Source organism: Paraliobacillus sediminis (assembly GCF_003426055.1).
Genome location: NZ_QJSI01000003.1, coordinates 59,591 through 82,411, shown reverse-complemented (window position 1 = coordinate 82,411; position 22,821 = coordinate 59,591). Strand labels below are relative to the sequence as shown.

Annotated in this window: 17 protein-coding genes; 11 read left to right on the top strand and 6 right to left on the bottom strand. The window is 36.5% G+C overall.

The window, feature by feature from the left end:
• Both D2K60_RS13050 and D2K60_RS13045 read right to left on the bottom strand, forming a co-directional pair.
• Nucleotides 1-2,418 carry a Na+/H+ antiporter subunit A gene (locus tag D2K60_RS13050; protein WP_117169986.1) on the bottom strand — a complete coding sequence of 806 codons (2,418 nt, stop codon included), beginning with the start codon at nucleotides 2,416-2,418 and terminating at the stop codon, nucleotides 1-3.
• A gap of 278 nt (nucleotides 2,419-2,696) precedes the next feature.
• Nucleotides 2,697-4,394: a methyl-accepting chemotaxis protein gene (locus D2K60_RS13045; RefSeq protein ID WP_117169987.1), complete on the bottom strand. Its 1,698-nt coding sequence runs from the start codon at nucleotides 4,392-4,394 to the stop codon at nucleotides 2,697-2,699.
• A 203-nt stretch (nucleotides 4,395-4,597) separates the two neighbouring features.
• Between D2K60_RS13045 and D2K60_RS13040 the strand changes: the two genes are divergently transcribed.
• Nucleotides 4,598-4,939, top strand: a complete 342-nt coding sequence (locus tag D2K60_RS13040; protein ID WP_117169988.1) for a thioredoxin family protein — start codon at nucleotides 4,598-4,600, stop codon at nucleotides 4,937-4,939.
• Between the two features lie 111 nt (nucleotides 4,940-5,050).
• A complete protein-coding gene (locus D2K60_RS13035) occupies nucleotides 5,051-5,593 on the top strand; it encodes a CotY/CotZ family spore coat protein (RefSeq protein WP_240335295.1) in 543 nt (180 codons plus the stop codon).
• 57 nt (nucleotides 5,594-5,650) lie between these two features.
• On the opposite strand, the gene D2K60_RS13030 is transcribed toward D2K60_RS13035, so the two are convergent.
• Nucleotides 5,651-6,349, bottom strand: coding sequence for a CBS domain-containing protein (locus tag D2K60_RS13030; RefSeq protein ID WP_162880752.1), 699 nt, complete (start codon nucleotides 6,347-6,349; stop codon nucleotides 5,651-5,653).
• Nucleotides 6,350-6,542: 193 nt separating this feature from the next.
• Here D2K60_RS13030 and D2K60_RS13025 point away from each other — a divergent pair, with 193 nt between their 5' ends.
• The 5 genes from D2K60_RS13025 (at nucleotide 6,543) to D2K60_RS13005 (ending at nucleotide 11,201) form a co-directional block, all read left to right on the top strand.
• A complete protein-coding gene (locus D2K60_RS13025; protein ID WP_117169990.1) occupies nucleotides 6,543-7,325 on the top strand; it encodes a formate/nitrite transporter family protein in 783 nt (260 codons plus the stop codon).
• Between the two features lie 867 nt (nucleotides 7,326-8,192).
• A complete protein-coding gene (locus D2K60_RS13020; protein ID WP_117169991.1) occupies nucleotides 8,193-8,519 on the top strand; it encodes a PadR family transcriptional regulator in 327 nt (108 codons plus the stop codon).
• Nucleotides 8,519-9,193, top strand: coding sequence for a DUF1129 family protein (locus D2K60_RS13015; RefSeq protein ID WP_240335296.1), 675 nt, complete (start codon nucleotides 8,519-8,521; stop codon nucleotides 9,191-9,193). The genes D2K60_RS13020 and D2K60_RS13015 overlap by 1 nt, the downstream gene beginning before the upstream one ends.
• A gap of 78 nt (nucleotides 9,194-9,271) precedes the next feature.
• On the top strand, nucleotides 9,272-9,751 hold the full coding sequence (locus D2K60_RS13010) for a PH domain-containing protein (protein WP_117169993.1): 480 nt from the start codon (nucleotides 9,272-9,274) through the stop codon (nucleotides 9,749-9,751).
• Nucleotides 9,744-11,201, top strand: coding sequence for a PH domain-containing protein (locus tag D2K60_RS13005; protein WP_240335297.1), 1,458 nt, complete (start codon nucleotides 9,744-9,746; stop codon nucleotides 11,199-11,201). The genes D2K60_RS13010 and D2K60_RS13005 overlap by 8 nt, the downstream gene beginning before the upstream one ends.
• A 101-nt stretch (nucleotides 11,202-11,302) precedes the next feature.
• Here the strand turns inward: D2K60_RS13005 and D2K60_RS13000 are convergent, their stop codons facing one another.
• From D2K60_RS13000 to pulA, 3 genes are all read right to left on the bottom strand, one after another.
• Nucleotides 11,303-12,400, bottom strand: coding sequence for a methyl-accepting chemotaxis protein (locus D2K60_RS13000; protein ID WP_117169995.1), 1,098 nt, complete (start codon nucleotides 12,398-12,400; stop codon nucleotides 11,303-11,305).
• A gap of 158 nt (nucleotides 12,401-12,558) precedes the next feature.
• Entirely contained in the window at nucleotides 12,559-13,773 is a 1,215-nt protein-coding gene (locus D2K60_RS12995; RefSeq protein ID WP_117169996.1) for an EAL domain-containing protein, read from the bottom strand.
• A 1,128-nt stretch (nucleotides 13,774-14,901) separates the two neighbouring features.
• On the bottom strand, nucleotides 14,902-17,007 hold the full coding sequence (gene pulA / locus D2K60_RS12985; protein WP_117169998.1) for a type I pullulanase: 2,106 nt from the start codon (nucleotides 17,005-17,007) through the stop codon (nucleotides 14,902-14,904).
• Nucleotides 17,008-17,190: 183 nt separating this feature from the next.
• On the opposite strand from pulA, the gene glgB reads away from it, so the two are divergent.
• Genes glgB through D2K60_RS12965 form a run of 4 tightly spaced genes read left to right on the top strand, consistent with a single transcriptional unit; the run spans nucleotide 17,191 to nucleotide 22,807 of the window.
• Nucleotides 17,191-19,104, top strand: coding sequence for a 1,4-alpha-glucan branching protein GlgB (gene glgB, locus D2K60_RS12980; RefSeq protein ID WP_117169999.1), 1,914 nt, complete (start codon nucleotides 17,191-17,193; stop codon nucleotides 19,102-19,104).
• Nucleotides 19,105-19,106: 2 nt separating this feature from the next.
• Nucleotides 19,107-20,240: a glucose-1-phosphate adenylyltransferase gene (locus tag D2K60_RS12975; RefSeq protein WP_117170000.1), complete on the top strand. Its 1,134-nt coding sequence runs from the start codon at nucleotides 19,107-19,109 to the stop codon at nucleotides 20,238-20,240.
• 13 nt (nucleotides 20,241-20,253) lie between these two features.
• Nucleotides 20,254-21,360: a glucose-1-phosphate adenylyltransferase subunit GlgD gene (gene glgD, locus D2K60_RS12970; RefSeq protein WP_117170001.1), complete on the top strand. Its 1,107-nt coding sequence runs from the start codon at nucleotides 20,254-20,256 to the stop codon at nucleotides 21,358-21,360.
• Nucleotides 21,361-21,382: 22 nt separating this feature from the next.
• A complete protein-coding gene (locus D2K60_RS12965) occupies nucleotides 21,383-22,807 on the top strand; it encodes a glycogen synthase (protein WP_117170388.1) in 1,425 nt (474 codons plus the stop codon).
• Nucleotides 22,808-22,821 lie beyond the last annotated feature (14 nt).

Sequence of the window (22,821 nt, the reverse complement as noted above, 5' to 3'; positions counted from 1 at the left end):
TTAAACATCTTCCTTTCCACTCATACGTAATTTAATTAACGTAACAACACCTAATGCCGCAATACCCAATACTAGAATTTCAAGCATCGTATCAAGCCCACGAAAATCAACTAAAATTACGTTAACAATATTATCTCCGCCACCAAGATCATGTGCATTATCTATATAATATTGGGAGATAGATTCAAATGGTTTTTTGTTCCCAAATGATAAGGCACTTAAAGCCATTACTGTAACCAATGCACCAACACCAACTGAGATAATAACATTCACCCATTTAAACGATGGCTTAAAGTTCTCTTTTCTTAACTCAGGTAAATGATAGAAACAAAGCAAGAACAATGCAGTCGTTACTGTCTCGACCAACAATTGTGTTAACGCTAAGTCAGGAGCACGGAATAAAACATAAAATAGAGATACTAAAAACCCAACAAAACCAACAGATATAATTGCGACCACCCGGTTATTTATGAATGGCACAGCAATGACAGCCGCTGCGACAACAGCAACAACGAACCATACATAAAGCGGGATCGGCGCAACATTTGTCGTATCAATTGCAAAAGCATCAAAGCGATACATCGTATAAAAGGTTAAACCAAGTAAGAATACATACATGTATACAAAATAATCACGTAGCAAACCTGTTATTTGGATATTCGTTATTTTTGCTGCAACAACTACTAATTTCTCTAATAAAAAGTCATAAACATAGTTGACTGGATCTTTTTGATGCAATCGTAAATACTGATACACCTTTTGCCATTTTGACAGTGTCAGATACATAAGCGTACCAATAATAATAATACCAATTGTCATATGCAATGGTGAATAATCAATACCATGCCAAGCTGAGATATGGATATCAAAATTTTCCACTCCAGTTAACGAAGCTGGATAAATTGCTTGAACTGCTGGTTCAATAATACTGTCTGACAAAATGTTTGGAAAGAAACCAAACAAGACAACAAGACTAGCCAAGATAATTGGTGGGATTAACATACCAATTGGTGCTTCGTGTGGCTTTTTATCTAATTTTTCAGGCTGATATTTGCCTGTGAATGGTTTAAATACAAGAATCATACAGTAGATAAAAGTGAATACACTTGCTACCCATGCAACTACTGGGAACAATATGCCAAATGTTTGCATATTAAAATCAGCAATTTCGGTAGCGTTTAACATAGTATCTAAAAACATCTCTTTACTTAAGAAACCGTTAAACGGATAAATACCAGCCATCGAAAAGGCACCAATGATCGAAATGGTAAAGGTAATCGGCATGAAGGTCATCAAACCACCCAATTTTCGAATATCCCTTGTGCCTGTTTCGTGATCAATAATACCCGCAACCATAAACAAACTACCTTTAAAGGTTGAATGGTTAATTAAGTGGAAAATCGCAGCAACAGTTGCAGCGGTATAGCCAGCTTCATAACCATAGTAAGCTGCAGCAGATCCTACGCCTAACATACTCATAAGCATACCTAACTGACTGATTGTTGAGTAAGCAAGAATCGACTTTAAATCTGTTTGTCGAACTGCGTTAAATGAACCCCACAGTAAGGTGAATAAACCGACACCTGAAACGATCCAGAACCATTCTGGAGCACCAGAGAAGACGGGACTTAATCGAGCTACTAAATAAATCCCCATTTTAACCATTGTTGCAGAGTGCAAATAAGCACTAACTGGTGTTGGTGCTTCCATCGCGTCAGGTAACCAAATATGAAATGGAAACTGTGCCGACTTGGTAAATGCACCCATAAGGATAAGTAACATAGCAGGGATAAACAAATTACTAGCTGCTACAACATCTGCTTGTGTAATAATTTCGGTTATTGTAAATGTACCTGTCATAACGTACAGCAAGGCGAAACCAGCGAGCATTGCAAAACCACCGGTTACGGTTATTAGCATCGACTTCTGTGCACCATAACGTGATTTCTCGCGGTGGTGCCAATAGCCAATTAATAAGGATGATGACAAGCTTGTTAATTCCCAAAATACATACATAACCATTAGATTTCCTGATAATACAACTCCGAGCATTGCACCCATAAACATTAGTAAATAGAAATAAAAGTTATGAAGTGCCTCCCCTTTTTTGGTTAAATAGAATATCGAGTATAAAACAACAAGTGCCCCTATTCCCGTAATCAGTAAACCAAATAATAAGGAAAGACCATCTAAATGGATATCAAAATTAATACCAAGTGAAGGGACCCAAGCTAATTTCCTAACAACAACTTCACCTGCTGAAAGTGTTGGAATAAAGCTTATCAAATAAGCAAACAAAATAGTTGGTAATATTAATACAAACCAACCCGTGTGAACTTTTGGTATTTTGTTGTATAACAACGGAACAATTAATGCCAATAAAAATGGTACTATAATTGCAATATGTAATGCAGACAAGAGCCTAGACCTCCTCAAATTAAAAAACTAATATTTTTCATAAAGTAGTAATCGATTATTTTATGACTCCTCTTTATATCAGACAATATAAAAAAGTATACATGATTTATTTTTTACTCGCAATTAACGAAACTGCTTAAGCATTGTATTTTTGACGTTATTATTAAATATGAAGAAACACAGCATAAAAAAATATTATTTTTTTTATTTTTCCACAATGTAAGCGCCATACATTACATAAATAAATCCGATCAGCAAGCTGATCGGATTTTAAAAACCTACAATTTAAAACGAGCAGTAACTTTATTTAAACTATCCGCTAGTTTTGCTAATTTACCTGAACTAGTTGCAACTTCTTCCATCGATGTACTTGTTTGTTCGATCGATGCTGCTGTTTCTTGAATTCCTGCAGCAGATTCTTCCGAAACGGAAGCAATCTCTTCAATTGCATTGTTCATTGTATCACTATTTTGGTTGATTAATTCTAAATTATTCGAGATATCACGAATACTTGTAGCCATATCATCTAATTCTACTTTCATTTTTTCAAATGTTTCTCCAGTTGACATAACTTGATTCATACCTTTCTCAACTTCTTTATGCCCACCTTCAAGCGAAGTAGTTACCAGTTTGGTTTCTTTTTGAATATTACCGACAATGCCTGTAATGTCCGTTACTGAAACACCCACTTGCTCTGCTAGCTTACGAACTTCATCCGCTACAACTGCAAACCCTTTACCATGTTCACCTGCACGCGCTGCTTCAATCGCTGCATTCAACGCCAATAAATTTGTTTGCTCTGCAATATCTTTTATAACACTTACTAGTTTTGAAATTTCTTTTGATTGTGCATCTAAACCTTTAACTTGGCTAACTGCATCTGTTACGACTTGGAATATTTGTCCCATTTGCATAATAGAGCTGTCCATCGATTGACTACCCTCTTTAGTTAAATCAATCACTTCCTGAGAAGATTGGTAAACTCGCTCTCCTTTTGAATTAGCCTCTGTTATTTTTTGTGAAAAATCTGCCATTGAACTCGCAAGATCAGTTGTTGTATCAGCTTGTGACTCAGCACCAGATGACAATTCTTCCATTGTCGTCGCAACTTGATCACTTGCTTCTCTCACCTCATTAGAAGATTGTGTCAACTCTTCACTTTGACTTGCAACAGATCCAGATACTTCTTGAATTTCCGCAACAATTTCTGTTAAATTCACCTGCATGCTGTTCATAGACTCAATTAACTGTCCAACTTCATCTCGTGATTTAACTTCTAGTGGTTCTATCGATAGATTACCATTAGAGATTTCATTCATTTGCTCACTTACAAGCTTAATCGGTTTCGTAATAATACTCGCTATAAGTAACGCAATCACCACTGCGATTACTAAAATCACTAAACCAACAACAAATCCTACTGTACTGTTTACTTCATTTTGAGCCAAAAGTTCATTACCAGCTTCTGTAATAATATTTTCTCTTGTTTCTACTAAGGAAGTGAAACCCTTTCTTATTTCTTGTGCGAATGGTTCTGCTGTATTTTGTAAGTACGTCTCTGCTTCAGCAACGTTTCCTTGATCATATGCATCAAAAATATTCTTTTCAACTGATTTCTGCCATTCCTGACTGTCCGTAATGAGTTGTTTTAGTTCCTCTGAATCGGAATAACTTAATACCTCTTCTTCTAATGCTATGCTAGTTTCTGTATATCCATTAAATAATTCTTTATATCTCTCATCACCAAACAATATATATGCACGCGCCAATCCTATACGCTCTACAATACTATATTTTAATTCTTCATCTGCAATTAATAGAGGCAATTGATAATCAGTAATATCCTCTGTATCTGTCTGAATAATAGTCGAAGAAACAATATTATACGTACTATAACCAAGAATCAATATTATAATTACTGAAAAACCAAGTAAAATTTTTGTCCGAATGGACTTGAACTGCGTTAATCTCTTCATGTTGACAATCCCCCATATTTTTATAATTATATCTTTTTTATTATCGGTTTTAATTCGGAAAGATGTATAGCTTTCCGAATATTTTCCGTTTTATTTCGACAAATTATTGACAAATAACTATTTACTTGCATTATTATAGAAAACGATGATAAACTACACCAATCTATTTTGGAGCGAAATATTTTATAAGGAAGGAATGGATCATGTCTATATTTCAGATGATTAAAACTACCGATAAACTAGACCAATTTATAACTCAAAATGAAATTGCCTTTCTCTATATTTCAAGACCAAATTGCAGTGTTTGTCATAGTTTATTACCTCAAGTAGAAAGAATTATGAGAGGATATCCAGAAATCACACTTGGACATATAGAAGTCGATCAATTACCTGAAGTAGCTGGTAGATTTTCAATTTTCACTGTACCTGTTCTACTATTATTTGTAGAAGGAAAGGAATATTTACGAGAAGCAAGAATCGTCCATCTTGAAGTGTTTGAAGAACGTTTAAATAAAATCTATCAAGGGGTAATCAACAAGAGTTAATATATTAAACGCATATATTTCCCTATTTTTATATTAACTAGATATCTATACCTATCCTTTCCATTTCTATTACGTATAGTAAAGTATATTCAATAGAAGGGAGGAATTATCTTGAATAGTATTATGAATACGGAACTTGATCAATGTGTATGTGACATTGTACAACAAATTGTTGATGCGCAAGATGAAGTAGCAAATAATAATAACCACTGTGTCACGAGTTGTGAAAAATCGATCCAACAATTACTTTCACCACAAACGGTAAATGGTACTAATACAACGATACCTTTCATTCTTTATTGTCAGGATTGTAAACCTTTTATTGGTAATGGCGTCTTTCAAGATGAGTTAGGGATGTCTGGAAACACCTACTTTGGTTGTGTAGAAACTCCTATTTTCCGCGCGAAGAAATTCATTGAAGGTAGTGATTGCTGTGTCAAACTAGAACTATTACTTCCAGTAACAGCTGGAGGATCTACTCCAGGTCCAGGCGGTCGCGATGTATGTGATTATTTCCCTGGCAATAGTATTAGGAATTTCCAATCAACTGGAATCTGTATAACTGTAGATTTAGATTGTTTCTGTAGTATCACTTGTCTTGCTCCAATTACACCTCTCCCCGTTTCTTCATTTACAATGAACGAAGAAGACTAAGTTTATCTTTAATAGGGTGCTCTACTTGAGCACCCTATTTTTTGTTTTGTATATTTTTTAAGGTATTTCAATTAAATCTTTCGTTGTAATCATGCCTAACAACTTTTCTTCGGGCTTACCATTTTTTGTGATTAACAATGCGTCAAGTCGCTTCGTTTGTTTAATTTGCTTTAGGAAAAAATGTTCAGCTTGATACATACTCATTGATTGATTAATAAATTTATAATTGTGTGCTCTATCATCATCTCTGATAATATCACTTACAGCTGTATGAAATAATTGATCAGCATTTTTTGTTACATGTTTAGACAACCAATGTGTAATCCCCTTATCCGTTAAGAGCCCTATTAATTCTTTGTTCAGATAAACTGGAAACTGTGAATAGTCGGTTTCATGAATAACGCGAAGAACATCACTTAAAGTATCGTTTGCTTGAATTTGACGCATTCTCTTAGAAAATCGTGGTATTACTAATTCTGGTGCAGTCAATTTCTTTTCAATGTTCTCCATTCTTACCACCACATCGTCATGCGGCTCAGCAATCGCATATTTCGTATTCGTCCGTTCATGAATAATAGCATTACGTAATTCTGCATATTCTATTAAATCATCTTGATAACGATCCACAATCGCATTCGATCGTTTTAACAATTGGACTGAGCGATAAAATGAAAGATGTCTTTTTTCATTAATTTCTTTATCAAAAAATGCTTCGATTTTATTAAAAGCAATGATAAACCGTTCTGAATTTTTCATTAGCATGTACTCCTCCCGCTTGAACTCTATTTGCTTATACTTTACACGTCATATTCATAGAAAACAAATAATGAATAGGTAAAATTATACTTTTAAGTTGTACATCGTTATGAATAATTGTATGATAATATTTATTGGCCTTATCAAGAGACTAAAACAGAAATAAAAATTCTATAGATTTTCAGGTGATAAAATGGAAATGGACGCATTAAAACAAGTTGAACAATTAGCATTAAAAAAACAAGAAACGTTTAAGAACAGTCGTCTTATCTATCTCACTCGCGCTATTCTCGCGAGCATGTTTATCGGATTTGGTGTTATTGTTGCCTTTAAAACAGGAAATTATTTTTATTTAGAAGGCTCACCTTTTGCATATCCAATGGCCGCAATTACCTTTGGTGCTGCGATTATCTTGATCGTCTATGGTGGTGGAGATCTTTTCACAGGTAACACCTTTTATTTTACAATAGCAGCATTGAATAAAAAAATGCGTTGGATAAATGTTTTTCGTATGTGGGGAATGACCTATTTAGGTAATATTATTGGTGCAATTGGCTTTGCCATCTTTATCTATTTAACTGGCCTTTTTGCAGATGGCAATGTAAGTACATTTTTAATGAGTGCAGCAGCCAAGAAAATGGACATTTCTTTTTGGGAACTGTTTTTCCGGGCAATATTGTGTAATTGGCTTATTTGTCTTGCCTTTTTCATTCCAATGAAGATGAAAGGTGATGGCGCAAAATTATTTGTGATGATGCTATTCGTATTTGGATTTTTCATTTCTGGGTATGAACATAGCATAGCAAATATGGTAACATTTTCTATCGCTTTAATATTAGAGCATCCAGATACCATTTCAATTAGCGGCGCAATTTATAACTTAATACCTGTCACAATTGGGAATATTATTGGCGGACACTTGTTAATGGGTTGGGTATATAATTATATTAACAAGCCCTATATGGACGTGAAATAGCAGTAAAAAATCTCGTTAAGTTCATTATCAAAATTGTATGCAACTGATAAATAGTAAAGAGATCACACAAATTGTGTGACCTCTTTTTTTAGCTCCTTTTTATCATATTGCTTAGATTTAATTTAATTAACTCAACTTTCTCACTTAAAAAAAAGCGCTAATCGTTTGATGTTATGAGTTTGGATTGTGTTCATTATAAAGCATGACACTATTTAAAAAAGTTGTTGATTACTGAATAACCATAGACTCTGTCGTAACTGTCTTGTTGATTTCCACTTCAGGCAGTCGCTTTCCGCGGGCAAGTCTTCAGCTAACTCCGAAAAGCAAAATGCACTTTCCGAAGTGGATCTTCAGATCTTGCTTTTCCCGCAGGAGTCGACTGTCTTACGCTACAATCAAATAGCATAATGCGGGAATCTGTTGTCAAAAGCACAATAAAACTTTATCAATAGCAGATAATATTTTAAATTTAATCTCTATCCAGCGTAGGAAGTAAATGGGTGAGACTCCTGTGGGAACAGCACAAGTCGAAGATCCACTTGGTGAAGCGTTTTTCTTTACCAAGTTAGCTGAGACTGTGCCCACGGAAAGCGAATCCATTTACTGACGTAGCGGGTAAGAGTCCACTCTTACGACTGAGTTTCTCTCAAGTGCGTCAGATAAAATGCAGATTTTGAAAGACCGTAAAGTTATGCCAAAGAAAAGTATAGTATATTTCCGGAACTGTATGTTAAATCATATTTTACTTTTTTAACGATACTTTCCAAAATTAAAAACATAAACAATCACTACTATGCATTGCATGTTAGTAAGAAGCATGCTAGGCTATTATGTATAACAAGATACTAATAAAGGTAGATGATTTGTTTGGCAATTCGAAGTCAGTTATATAAAGGGATTTTAGAAGGATGTATTTTAGCAATTATTTCACGACAAACAGTCTATGGTTACGAACTATCGATTAAATTGGCAGAACAAGGATTAGAGGTGAGTGAAGGATCAATCTATCCAATTTTATTACGTTTACAAAAAGAGAAATTAATTACCGGTGAAATGCGCAAATCAGTTAGTGGTCCGAATCGGAAATATTATACCTTAACAGAATCCGGTAAAGATGCACTTCAACTATTTAAACAAAATTGGGAGATGATTAAATCACCAGTTGATCAACTATTAAAGAAAGACGGTGAATAATGATGAAAGCAACAGAATTAATTGAAGAAAACAATCAAAAACGCAAACAATTAAATGAAGAGAATTTGTTTTATTATGAGGAAATGCTCGTATATCTTCGTCTCTCCTATCAAAAATCGGAACAAGCAACTGAAGAAATATTAACCGAGCTATTAGATCACTTACTAACAGCACAGGATCAGGGGCGGACAGCTGAGGATGTCTTCGGTGGTAATCCGAAACAATATGCAGATGAGATCGTTGGCGAATTACCAAAAATGCTTACGAAAGAACGGTTTACTTTTATTAACATTGGAATTTTATCGTTCTTATCTGCTGGTATTTTTGCCACTAGTACTATTAATCTTGTTTTATTTTATTTTTTTGAAATTGGTGAGTTATACAGAGTTACCCATCTTCCATCCATTCTTATAGAAGGTATTCTTTCCATCTTGTTTGCTTTTCTTTTTGTCTGGGTAATTGTTCATTATCTTCGTTGGACTACTTTTAAAAAGATTCATAAGGTAAAAGAATTTTTTATTCTTTGGCTACTTAGCATAATTACATTAGGTATGGTAGTTGTTATTTATTTATTTTTTCCTGATTTCGGTATTGCAATCGACATACCTTATTGGGTTCTTCTTTTCGCAAGTCTAGGTTTATTTCTAATTAATTGGCGTTTACTAAAAAAATAAAAGTTACCAATTAATGAAACGATTTACCTTTTTCTATCGTATGTATAGTAGACTACTTTTCTAGAGAGGAAGATATTTTTGAGACAATCACCAAAGGAACGGATTGCAGCAGATGCAATCAAGGCTTGGCAATTAAATGCCACACTAATGGCACTCATTCCACTTATCGTTACGATTGCCCTATTTATTTTGGCAAACATTTTTACGTTTTCTTATTGGTATGCGATTGGCTTATTAGCACTAACATTAGTAGAGAGTATTGTTACTATTTTAATTATTCCAAAGATTCGTTGGAACCGATGGCGTTATCAAATCTATGATCAAGAGATTTATATTCAAAACGGCATTCTGATTGTCACGCGTACACTTGTACCGATGATTCGTGTCCAACATGTCGATACCAAGCAAGGGCCGATTCTAAAAAGATATGGCTTAGCAAGCTTAACAATTTCAACAGCAGCTACAACACATGAAATACCAGCACTACTGGAAGATGAAGCATATGCCTTACGTGATCAAATAGCTGAGTTAGCGAGGGTGGAGCAAGATGATGTCTGAAGCAAAAAGACTGCATCCAGCGGCAATAATTTTTCGTGCAATAAACGCGATAAGACAATCTATCTTTGGCTTACTTCCGATTATTTTATTAGCATCTAATGATGGACTCTTTAAATATGTCATTCTAGGTGTTGTCGTTCTAACCGTTGTTTTCATCATTTTTAGTGTTATAGGTTGGATGAAATTCACGTATCAACTTGACGAAGATCAATTACGGATTGAACAAGGTATTTTTATACGTAAAAAACGGACGATTTCTAAAAATAGAATTCAATCGATAGACTTATCTCAAAATGTTATCCATCGTATTTTCGGATTAACAAAGGTACAAATTGAAACAGCCGGTAGTGATCAAGATGTTGATGCAGCACTTACTGCGGTAACATTTACGGAGGGGCAATGGTTACATGATCAATTAAAAGCAAAGCGACCTACCGTAACTAACAGTGACGAGCACCTCGTTGCAGACGAAAGTAAGCCTGAGATCGATTATCCATCTCGCACGATTTCGTTTCAAAAATTATTTATTGCAGGATCAACATCTGGTAGTTTTGGGATCATTCTAGCTTTACTAGCCTTCCTTTCATCTCAGGTTGAAACGCTTATTCCAGATAAAATCTATCAAGATACAACCACTTGGCTCGTATCACAAGCGATTGAAACAATTGTGATACTATCGATCCTTTTCTTTATTGGTATTTGGCTTGTTGGTATTGTAGGTACGATAATTAAATACGGCAATTTCACAATTACGAGATATGAAGAGGAGTTATATATTACACGTGGTTTGTTAGAAAAGAAACAGACAACAATTCCGTTGAAACGAATCCAAGCTGTAGGTATTACACAATCCATTATTCGCCAACCGTTAGGGTTAGCAACAATTTTTGTTGAGATTGCTGGTGGGGAAACAGATAAACAAGAAGGCACAAACACGATTCTGTTTCCTTTATTACGCAAAAATAAGATACACGACTTTTTAAATGAAATAATTCCAGAGTATAGTGACCTACCGGAGAACTATACGGCCTTACCAAAACGGGCGTTACCTTATTATCTTATTCGTTCGATTTGGATTCCCTTACTTGCAACAATTGCTGTAGGTATCTTCTTTATCGATTGGATATGGATTCCTATTATCGTACTAGCATTATCTATTTTGTTAGGTGTCCTGACTCACCGGACAAATAGTTTCAATCTGACAGAATCAATGTTAACGTTGCAGATGCGTCAGCTCTCAAAAGAAATTATTATGCTGAAACAAAAGCGTATTCAAGCTTTTGAAAAGAAACAACATATCCTTCATCGTAAACAAAATCTTGCCTCGTTGAAAGGTTCTATTCTTAATAATTTTTTCGGAAGGGACTATAGACTATCTGAGCTTGAAGAAGAAGATGTCGATCGAATCGCAGATTGGTATTCTTATACAGAAAAACAGGGTTCCGACTAACTTGTCGTTGCCCTGTTTTTTATTTGGTTTGGCCATTTTGTGTTAAAAAGATTGCTACACACTGTGCGTCCCACTGGGTACCTGCCCCACTTCTAATAATGTCATATGCGCGCTCTTTTGGCATCGCATTTCGGTACGGCCTTGTTTGATGTCATCGCATCAAATGCGTCAGCAACTGCAATAATTCGACCAAATAAAGGTATATGTTCCCCTTCTAATTGATCGGGATACCCTTTACCATCAAACCGTTCATAGTGTGATCGAACACCAGGCAGCATTTTCTCCATTGCGTCTTTCTCTTTTAGAGAGAGTACCATATGATTAAACCCATCTATTAGTTTTGAAAAATCATTTGAATAATTATCTTCTGCACCCACAGCAAAATTTCCTGCTTGTACTTTTTTCATCGAGACTTGCAATTCTGTAATTGGATCTTGAATTGATTTAGCAAATAACCATGCACTCAAAGAGGCGAACAATATACTCATGACAATAATTGCTCCAGCCCAGTTCCAATAATCAGCAGCTATATCAGGTGCCACCTCTTCTAAACGAATTTGAGCAGATACCGTAAATAATAATATTGGCGAAACACCAATCACTAAAGCGCTAGCTATTAACGTTTTTCTAATCGTAACAAATATATAACCATGAGTGGATAATTCAATTTGGTGAATCGTCCTTGCTTTTTTTCTTATTTCAGCTAAAACTGGTTTAATTGCTTCAATCGTCAAATAATATTCAACAAGTCCATGCATAAGGGCAACTAAGGCAGAACCAATATACGCATATACGACATATTGATAGGAAACATGTAAGATTCCCATTTGAATAAATAGAATAGAGATAGCTCCAGCTGGTATCGAAAATCCAAGGAAATGTGGTAACAAAATTCTGCGCACAGTTAAAAATGGAAAGCGGTGTGTTTGTTTATAGGCTGCAGTAATTTCATCCATTGAAAGTTCCTGATCGGACGTCGCAAACTTGATCATATGTAGGTCTTTGTGGAGAACATATAATTCTGCTCCCATCATGACAACAAGCGAAACGAGAATAGTCGCGATCATAACAGATAGCTCAATTTCTGGAATCTCTAATGTTGTAAAAATAAACGTTCCCCCGACTAGTAGGACAGCAATGAAGGAACCAATTAAATAATTTATAATAATACGCCGAACAAACTGGTGATAAACGTGCATTGATACACCTACTTCTCATGTTTGTAAATAGAGAAAGTTCCGCATATCTTAGCGGAACCCTCTTTATGTTGTTTGTGATCATTTGATTGCGTTTGTGATCAATCTATTGGATTTGTGAGCATTTAATCGTGTTTGTGATCAACTAGATCAAATACCTATCAAATTAATAAACATTCATTCTCATAAATAAATGTATATTGTATATCTATAAATAAATAGTATGAGCTGGATAATGGATAGCTAAATGTTCGGATTAATTCTCTTGTCTCAATATCTGAGTAAATGTCAGACAATATGCCTTTTTTCCATATTTTCATTTGCATCATATTTTCTAGGAAATAGGGACGGAATGCCCAGTTTGAACCTTTTCGATCAGTCTCAATTTGCCAACTTGTTGTTTGTTTTCTAAAGTTAGCGGACACTTGTTGACCATTACTATCACAAACATACATCCGAAAGCTTTCTTGATTAAAATTACTTGTTACCACCTCGATAAATCCATCAACATTTTCCGGGTCTTTCCACTGTGGTAGTAACTGTTTAAGTTTTTCTTCCCAAGATAAAATATAACCTAAACGCTCTTCAATCAACGATTTCTCCCGTTGGATATATTCCGATACTTTTTCACTAATATTCACGTTTACTGTCTCGGTCGAACCAAGTTCAAAAGCAGGTTTGGCAAGATAGAAACCCTGATAATAACGGCCGCCATTCTTCCAAGCAAAGTATTCTAAGAAATCATCTTCAATGTTCTCAAACAATAAGGCAGCACCGATTCGATGTGCTAACATTGCAAGTGAATACATGATGTCTTGAAATCCTTCCTCCTTATAGCTGCCAATTATCCGTGTATCAATTTTTAACATATGTGGTTCTAGTTGACGAATCCGATCTATATTAGCACTTTTGGCACCAACATGATCAATCGCAATTTGAATCCCATATGTTTTATAATAAAGTAATAAATGATTTATATTCTCAAAATCTTCGTCTATGTCTTCTTCTGTCACTTCAATCACAATTCGATTCATAGCAAAGCCTTCTTTTTCAAACAATAGCAATGCTTGTAATAAATCTTCGCCGTCATTGACAAGTAATTGTTTGGCATTACGATTTATACATAAAAAAGACGTTTGATCAGTTGCCAACATTTCTCTGATTGCAATATGTAAGAGATGTTGATCAACTTCAACTTTAAATTCAGCTGGCACTTCTAGGTCATGAAAAAAATCACCTAAACTTATCCATTCCTCACCATTATAAAAACGACCTAATACTTCATAACCCGCAATCGTATGGGTTATGGCGCTAAAAATAGGCTGATACGCTGGTTTTACACGATCTAAATCTCCGACAATATCTAACGGATCCATGTACTTTCCCTCCTTCACAACACTACTATTGTATCATAAAAAGCAGTGATAATTTGCTGAAAAAACTGTCATTTTAATAATTATCAGAAAATTTAAATAATAAACAAACAAGTAAAAGGAGCAATGACTGCTACCATCATCGCTCCTTTCATAGTTACTTACTCAACTTTCTCACCAAGACTGTTTTAAGTTTGGCTTATATCTGTTATATTACATGACAATGTTTATGACTAAATTTCCATAAACTGCGACATTACGTAACAGCTTAATTCGCTCTGGAAATACACTTCGCTTTCCGCAGGCACGTCTTCAGCTAACTTCGTAAAGCAAAAAGCGCTTTACGAAGTGGATCTTCAGATCGCGCTGTTCCTGCAGGAGTCGTAGTGTATTTCCGTCGCTTACTATTTCAACCATAACAGGCCTTTTGAATATTTTCATATAGTTCACTGATTGCCAAAATCACAATATAACTTTTGATAAAATAGATAAGGCATTTCCTTGTTGTATTAGTAATGCTAACCAGCGGAGGAAAAATGCGAGACTCCTATGGGAAAGGAACAGTCTGAAGACCCCGCAGTGAGCGCTTTTTGCTCGCGAGGAGGCTGAAGCGTTCCCCATGGAAAGCGAGTGTTTTTACGCAGCGGCATATTAACACGGAACTTATAAAGAATAGAACGAAATCTCGATGAAGTGACGTCGCATTTCCTCTTAAGTTCGTAAGTTGAAACGTAATGATGCTTACGTAAGGAGTACGAAGTCAACTTCAACTTTGGAATAGACTTCCTTGTTAGACCTAGACTTAAATGCCTATTTCACTCTGTTAAAATTAAGTTACTTATCTATATTGGTATATATTTTTTTAAAATAGCGGTAAAACACATAATTTAATAGGATACCAATAACCAATAGAACCTCTATAACAATTAAAAGTAAATTATCTTGGAACCTTGAAACTAATAAATAACCAAATCCGATACATACGAGTAACTGAAATCCACCCATCACTAAAAAAACCTTATATTTGAAAAAATCTTTCAATTTTAAAAGCCCCCAACTAAAATAGTATCTTCCTTCTGCTATTTTAGCATAATTATTTCTACTGGCTACACTTTTATAACGAGGTTCGTGTTACTCTCTCTTTTTTTTGAAAACAGCTAACTCATACGCATCAATAGTTACACAAGAATCTAGTAAACAGCTTATCTCTGTCACTGTTTCCCTTTTGTTGCTTAGTGATTTTTCCCATCTTCCAAGCGCTGGCATCTCTACTTTGATCGTTTCATTCGTTGGATTTATAAAAACAACCAAATCTTCATCCGCTCCTGCTAATAGAAAGCCTAATGCCGGATTTTGAGCACGAATAATATGCAAGCGATGTTCAATTTCTTTTGCATTTCCAAGTCGTAGTAAACGGTGTGCTTTTCTGAATTGGATTAATTGCCTGACCCACTGCACATTTTGGTCTTCTATCTCGCGCTGTGACCAATCCAATTGATTAATCTGATCACCTGATAGATAACTATTTTCATCGCCCTTCTTTGTCCGAAAAAATTCCTGTCCTGCATGGATAAATGGGATACCTTGGGATAGTAATGTTAATCCTGTTGCTAATTGATGCATCTGTTTTTTATTTTCATTTGAAGTTGTCGGATTTGAAAGGTCTAATCGATCCCACAAGGTGTGATTATCGTGACACTCGACATAATTTACAGATTGTAACGGGTCAGAAAACAGTGAATTTCCAAATCGTTGATCAGAGGAACCTGCAACGAGTTGTGGCATTTTTTCATTATACATACCATTGCCATTGACGTACCCTGTGTCTAATTGATCAAATAATTTTCCTTTGACAACATCTCGAAAGGAATCATTAAAAAAGCTAATACCCATTAAATGATCACTTTGATTCGTGGAGGATTTTTGTTTAGGTAAAAGCGGTGTGTCTAATTCCCATCCTTCACCTAGCAACAGAATCGGACGATCTTCTTGGTTACATCGCTCACGAATTGCCTGCATCGTTTCCACATCGATTATCCCCATTAAATCAAAGCGGAAACCATCGACAAGATATTCGCTTAACCAATAGTCGACACAGTCCAGAATAAATTTACGAACCATTACTCTTTCTGTCGCAAGGTCGTTGCCTGTACCTGTTGCATCGCTAACTTTACCATCCGGTTGATATCGAAAAAAGTAGCCAGGTAGTACTTTTTCAAAATCAGAATTTTCATGATCATAAACATGGTTAAATACGACATCTAAAATGACGGACAATCCTTCTTTATGAAAGGCATGAATCATTTCTTTACATTCCTTGACACGCAAAACTGGGTCGCATGCATCTGTCGCAAAACTTCCTTCTGGCACAAAATAATGCAGTGGATCGTACCCCCAATTATAGCCTTCACTAGGATTCAATTCGTCTACTCGTGCAAAATCCTGAAGCGGTAGGAGTTGAACGTGGGTACAACCTAATTCCCTTATATAAGACAAACCTGTCGAATAACCAGCAGGATTCGTCGTGTTTAATTCAGTTAGTCCAAGAAATTTGCCGCGATTGCGTTCAGTGACACCACTTTCTTCCGCACTTGTCGCATCCCGGACATGAAGTTCATAAATAATCGCATCCGCTTTTGACACAGGCGCATACGTTTCATTTCTAAAATCTACCGGGTCTGTCCGGCGACTATCTAAAACGACACTCTCTATACCATTTGGTGTCAGCCCTTTTGCATAGGGATCGTTGATTTTGTTTTTTTCTCCATTAACTGTAATTAAAAAATAATAACGTGCTAAATGATAGTCTCCACGTACGGCAACTGTCCAAACGCCATTTGGCTTTTTTTGCATGAGATATTCTTTCTGATTTAAGCTAAGTACCATATTTGTCGCTGTTGGTGCCCAAATCGAGAAGGACGTTTTTCTACGTGAATAGTTCACGCCAAGTAAGGCCTCACGTGCATCGTATTTTTCCTCAAAAATGTCCGTACGAACAATTCCTCTTGGATAGATCGGCAATTCCATGTCTATCCAATATAGAGTCATTTCCTCATCACTATTTGCACTTTGCTCGAGTATAATGATCACTTCTTTTTCGTTCCAATCCATTGATTCGATAGCATAGATCTGCTGCTTATCTTTTATAACTGGCTTTATTGTTGTATGTTGTAGTACCTCTGTGAATACAACACGTATTTTATTTGGTTCGTCCAACCATGCGCAGTTTTTTTTCATTTGTTTGTCCTCATTTCTACATACTAGATAATCTTAAATTAGGTTATAAAGTATCGATCAAACACGTATATCTAACTATAAGAGAACTGTTCCACTGCAAATGATTATGCCAGCATAAACTAAAATATTTCTCTTTTTACAGTTTGTTTAAAATTTAAATACATCTTTTCCCAGGGGGGTTCCATGTCAACTTTCATATCTGATCCAGATGTGTTTTTATTTCATCAAGGCACTAACTATTATAGTCATCAGTTACTCGGTTGCCACCAAGAAATACAAAATAATAAAAAAGGGCTACGTTTCATTGTCTGGGCACCCCATGCGGTTTCACTTGCGGTTGTTGGTGATTTTAATAACTGGACTGGTAACGATTATCCGTTAGAGCGCTTGAATCAATCTGGACTTTGGGTTGGGTTCTTCACAACGATCATGCCTAATGTTTGCTACAAATACCAGATCACAACATCAGATGGTGCCGTTTTATTAAAAGCAGATCCGTATGCACAACAAGCCGAAGTTCGACCACGGACCGCTTCAATAACGCCTACTCCTGATCTGTATAGGTGGCAAGATGCACAGTGGGAACGGAAAAAACAAACGTATCACTCTTATCGTGAACCGATTCTCATTTATGAAATGCATCTCGGCTCTTGGCGAACAAAGGAAGATGGTAGTCTTTATTCATATAAAGAACTAGCCGAACAATTAATTCCGTATGTAAAAGAACTTGGTTATACACATATTGAATTACTACCACTTGCAGAGCACCCATTTGACTTATCATGGGGCTATCAAATTACTGGCTACTATGCCGTGACAAGTCGTTTCGGTAGTCCGAATGATTTCAAATATTTCGTTGATCAATGCCATCAACATGATATTGGTGTGATCATGGACTGGGTACCTGGTCATTTTTGTAAAGATGCCCATGGTCTACGGCAATTTGATGGGGAAGCTTTATACGAATACGCAGATCCAAGAAAGGCTGAAAAAAAGTCATGGGGTACCCTTACCTTTGATTTTGGTCGACCAGAAGTACAAAGCTTTCTTATCTCAAATGCAATCTTTTGGTTAGATAATTATCACATCGACGGGCTCAGAATTGACGCAGTCGCCAGTATGGTGTTCCTCAATTTCGACCGGCAAGATGAGACAGAACAACTGACAAATAGTTTTGGTGGTAATGAGAATTTAGAGGCACTTGCTTTTCTGAAAAAATTAAATGAAGTTGTCTTTAAATTCTTCCCAAATGTATTAATGATGGCGGAAGATAGCTCAGATCTTCCTGGCATCAGTAAACCAACCTATCTCGGTGGCCTTGGTTTTAATTTCAAATGGGATATGGGCTGGATGAACGATATGTTGCAGTATATGGAATATGATCCTGTTTATCGGAAATGGCACCATAATCTACTAACCTTTTCATTTATGTATATGTACAGTGAAAACTTTGTCCTACCGCTTTCTCATGACGAAGTTGTACATGGAAAGCGTTCCTTGTTAAACAAAATGCCTGGTGATCAGTGGCAACAATTTGCTAATCTACGGCTACTTTTTGGCTTTATGATGGTACACCCTGGCAAAAAGTTAATCTTTATGGGGGGCGAATTTGGTCAGTATATCGAATGGCGAGACCAACATGAACTCGACTGGTTGCTATTAGAATACCCGCTTCATACCCAATTACTTGACTATGTTAAAGCACTTAATCATTTCTATCGTAATACACCATCTCTTTTCACACTAGACCACGATCCAAATGGGTTTGAATGGATTGATGCAGATAACGTCGATCAAAGTATTATCGCTTTCAAGCGTAAAAGTAACGAGGCTTCCGAAGCTGTTTATATCGTATGCAATTTCACACCAAACGTGCATTACGATTACAAAATCGGTGTAACAGAACCAGGTAAATACTACGAAATATTTAATTCTGATTCTTCAATTTACGGTGGATCAAATCAATGCAATACAGACTTACATGACAGTTTCCCAACAGAATGGCATGGTAAATCAGACCATATTAAAGTGAAAGTACCACCTTTAGCCATCTGTGTTTTTAAACACGATAAGGTCTTATCTTTGGAGGTGGATTGACCATGAAAAAAGAATGCGTGACGATGCTATTAGCAGGTGGGGTCGGAAAACGATTAGGATTATTAACGAAGAATCTAGCTAAACCTGCCGTCCCTTTTGGTGGAAGATATCGGATTATTGACTTTGCATTAAGTAATTGCTTAAACTCTCATATGCATACAGTTGGTGTACTCACCCAATATTCTCCACTGGAGCTCCATAAACATATTGGTGTTGGAAAACCGTGGGACCTAGACCGGATGCATGATGGATTAACGACCCTTTCCCCTTTTATTGAGAACAACGGCGGGAACTGGTATCTTGGCACAGCCGATGCGATCACCAAGAACATTAACTATATTGAAGGCTACGATCCAGAGTATTTACTCGTCATTTCTGGTGACCATATTTACCATATGGACTATGATAAATTGTTGCAACATCATAAAGAGAACGAGGCAGACGTAACCATTTCCGTTCTTGAAGTACCATGGAATGAAACATATCGGTTTGGCATACTCAATACAACCGATGATCTCCGAATCTATCAATTTGACGAAAAACCAGTTGATGCAACTAGTAACCTAGCATCAATGGGTATCTATATTTTCAACTGGAAAGTCTTAAAACAGTATCTTCTGCAGGATGCACAACTAGCCGATTCTGAACACGATTTTGGCAAGAATATCTTACCGACAATGCTCGCTGATAATCGCTATCTCTGCGCCTACCAGTTTGAAGGGTACTGGAAGGATGTTGGCACGATTCAAAGTTATTGGGAAGCACATATGGATTTGTTTGATAAGGATTTAGCACAGTTATTAAGTAATAAAGACTGGTCGATCTATTCACACGATTCGCAATTCCCACCACAACTGATTGACGAGAACGCACTAGTCCGTCGTTCCCTCGTAAATAATGGGTGCATGGTTTCTGGAACCGTTGAAGAATCTGTTTTGTTTGAAAATGTTGTGATTGATGCGGGTGCAGTTATTCGGCAGGCAATCCTTCTTCCAGGTGTCCGGATTGGAGAAAATGTGCAACTAGAACGTGTGATTGTCCAAGAGAATGTCTCGATCCCTCCTGGCACGAAAATTATCGCAAGTCCAGATGAAGAGCCAATTGTTTTATCAAATGAAAAAGTAAAAGCCATGTGAGGAGGTGCATATAATGGACACAATGATGGGTTTAATTAATTTAGAGCATGAACAAGATTTCTTAGATGAATTAACCTATTTTCGTAGCGGTGCTTCTGTACCATTCGCTGGGCGCTATCGCTTAATTGATTTCACTTTATCTAATATGGTTCGCTCGAACATTCAAGAAGTAGCCATTTTTGCTCGAAGTAAATATCGCTCCCTTATGGATCATCTTGGGTCTGGTGCAGATTGGGACTTAGATCGACGACATGGTGGGCTATTTATTCTCCCACCAGATTGGAATGATCCGACTGATATTTCTAAAGGCGATTTAAAACATTTCCACAACAATATTGATTATTTTAAACGTGGCAAGTCAGATTATGTCTTAATAAGTGGCAGCCAATTCATTTCAAATACGGTTTACGATGATCTGTTCCAGTTTCACCTTGAAAGAAAAGCAGATGTGACACTTTTAACAACATCATACGAAAAGTCACTGCCAGAACATAGCGCTTGTATGAAGGTAGATCAAGATAATAAGCAATGGGTGACGGGTCTTTCAAATGATATCAAGAACCCTTGTATTTTTACCGGGGTTTATGTGCTACACAAAGATCTTTTACTCCAACTCATTGATGATTGTATTGCCCATTACAAAGGCCATTTCTTTTTGGATGGCATCAAGGCGAATCTTGAACGGTTACACATACAGGCCTATCAGTATGATGGATACAGTGCGATTGTTAACTCTGTCTCGAGTTATTATCGTAATAATATGGCCTTACTCGAAAAAGAAGCTTATAAAGATTTGTTTTTCACAGGGGAACATGTATTGACCAAGGTTGGTAATCAGGCACCAACCACCTATCATGATCAGGCAGACGTCACAAACTCCTTAATTGCAAGCGGTTGTGAGATTACTGGAGAAGTGACGAATAGTATCTTATTTCGGGGTGTCAAAGTTAATGAGGGAGCGATTATTAAAGATTCGATCATTATGCAGCGTTGCATCATTGAAGGTGGTGCCCATCTAGAAAATGTCATCCTAGATAAGGATGTAACGATAACAAGGAATCAAGAACTTCACGGTGCAAAAGAGCAACCTTTCGTAATTGCAAAACGACGAAAAGTATAACGAAAGAAAGGAGCACGAACAATTGGTTGATAACATCTTATTTATCGCATCGGAGTGTACACCTTTTGTAAAAACTGGTGGATTAGCGGATGTGGTTGGCTCCTTACCACAGGCGCTCAATCAAAATGAAAATATAAAAGTATCTGTCATCCTACCACTTTATCAAGAAGTTATCGAACAGTGGCAGGACGAATTAGAACAGGTTGGTTCTATTTTCGTACCTGTTGGCTGGCGTGACCAGGAGGCAAGTCTCTATAAATTAACCCAACAGAACATCGTCTATTATTTTATTGGAAACGACTACTACTTTACCCGTAAAGGTGTCTATGGGTATTATGACGATGGCGAGCGCTTTGTTTTTTTCTGTCAGGCCGTAATCGATGCAATTCCCAAACTGGATTTCCAACCGAACATTCTACATGCACATGACTGGCAAGCGGGTTTAGCACTAGCATTCGCAAAAATTCACCAACCAATTAAGCCATTAAAAACAGTATTCACGATCCACAACATCAAGTACCAAGGCATTATGCAAATCGATGCTTACCAGGATTTATTCAACTTACCATCTAGTCACATTAGTGGCATAGAATGGAATGGTCTAATAAATTGCATGAAAGCTGGTCTATTTCATGCCGATAAAATTACTACCGTAAGTCCGAGCTACGCCGACGAAATTAAAACACCTTACTACGGGGAAGGTCTGTATCCTCTATTGAATGAACGCCAAAACGATTTAGTGGGCATTATTAATGGGATTGACTTAGATGAATATGACCCAATGACAGATCCGCATCTCCCCTACAATTATGCGTATTCACGATTAAAGAAAAAAAAGAATAAAAAATATATCCAGGAAAAACTGGGCCTTCCGATCGATGATCAGGTCCCAATGTACGTCATGGTCACCAGACTAGTCGAACAAAAAGGGCTTCATTTACTCGAGGCAATTATTGATACATTTTTACAAGAGGATGTGCAATTTGTCTTATTAGGCACTGGCGATTACGCGTTTGAAAACTATTTCTACCATGCAGCAGAAAGAAATAAAGATAAATTAGTAACCTATCTAGGTTTTGATGAAGGATTAGCACGACAACTTTATGCCGCAAGTGATTTCTTTGTGATGCCTTCCTTGTTCGAACCATGCGGCTTGTCGCAACTGATCGCCCTTCAATATAAATCTGTACCAATTGTCAGAGAAACAGGCGGCTTAAAAGACACTGTAACACCCTACAATGAAATAACACAAACTGGAAATGGATTTAGCTTTTCGAATTATAATGCCCACGAATTGTTAGACATAATGCGTTATTCCTTACAGATCTATCATGATCCGGATCAATGGGCTTCCTTGCTAAAAAACACGAACAAAAGTCAGTTTGGCTGGGCAGATTCCAGTCATGCATATGCCGAACTATATCAAACGCTGATTGATGATTTGTAACTTTAGGAGGTGTT